Consider the following 712-nt stretch of genomic DNA (forward strand, 5'->3'; position numbering starts at 1 on the left):
AGATGTTGTTATTTCTGCAACTGACATTCCTTCGAATCTTAAGAAGGCCGTAGGAATCAAGCTTGTTGGGGAATGGGGCAGTGAGGAGTTCGCTGAACTTCCATTGGCACTGGGCACGTCGGGTTTTCTAAGTTCCAACATCACGCTTGAAAGAATTGACATGTCGGAAGCACGTATAAAGGAGGGTACATCGTTAAGTAAAGATGGGCTTTCCGGTAAGGTCGGGATTTTTCTAAATTGCAAGAAGTTGTCGACAGTTATCATGCCGGATGCAGAGAATGCATCGAAGTTTACTGACATGACGGGAGCGTTTCAAAATTGTATTGAGTTAGTAAAGATTGATTTGTCGAACTGTGTTGGAGTAAAGATGTTAAAATGCTCATTCTATGGCTGTACGAAGCTTAAGGATATAGACTTGTCAAGGATGAAACTATTATCCTCAAAAAGTGCTCTTGCAGAGTCGTTTTCCAACTGCGAGTCATTGGCTTCTGTGAAACTTCCGCCGGAATGTCAGCTTTCAAACGGTACGTTTAAGAATTGTGTAAAACTTTCGATGATTGATTGGAGAGCTTATTCAGGAGCGTCAATTCCATCATATTTTGCTGGAGCATTCGAGGGGTTGAGCGATTTGTCGAAGATTCAGCTTTGGGTTCCTGATTCTAAAGTGTCAGAGTTCAGGGAAGACAAGAACTGGTCTAAGTTTACGATCATG

Annotated in this window: 1 protein-coding gene; it reads left to right on the forward strand. The window is 42.3% G+C overall.

Annotation, left to right across the window (positions count from 1 at the left end):
* Positions 1–712 (forward strand): leucine-rich repeat protein (locus ACFO3G_RS03220; RefSeq protein ID WP_380077943.1); only part of this gene is annotated, 712 nt, incomplete at both ends.

Origin of the sequence: Falsiporphyromonas endometrii, from assembly GCF_042654485.1 — a bacterium.
GTDB classification, from domain to species: domain Bacteria; phylum Bacteroidota; class Bacteroidia; order Bacteroidales; family Porphyromonadaceae; genus Porphyromonas; species Porphyromonas endometrii.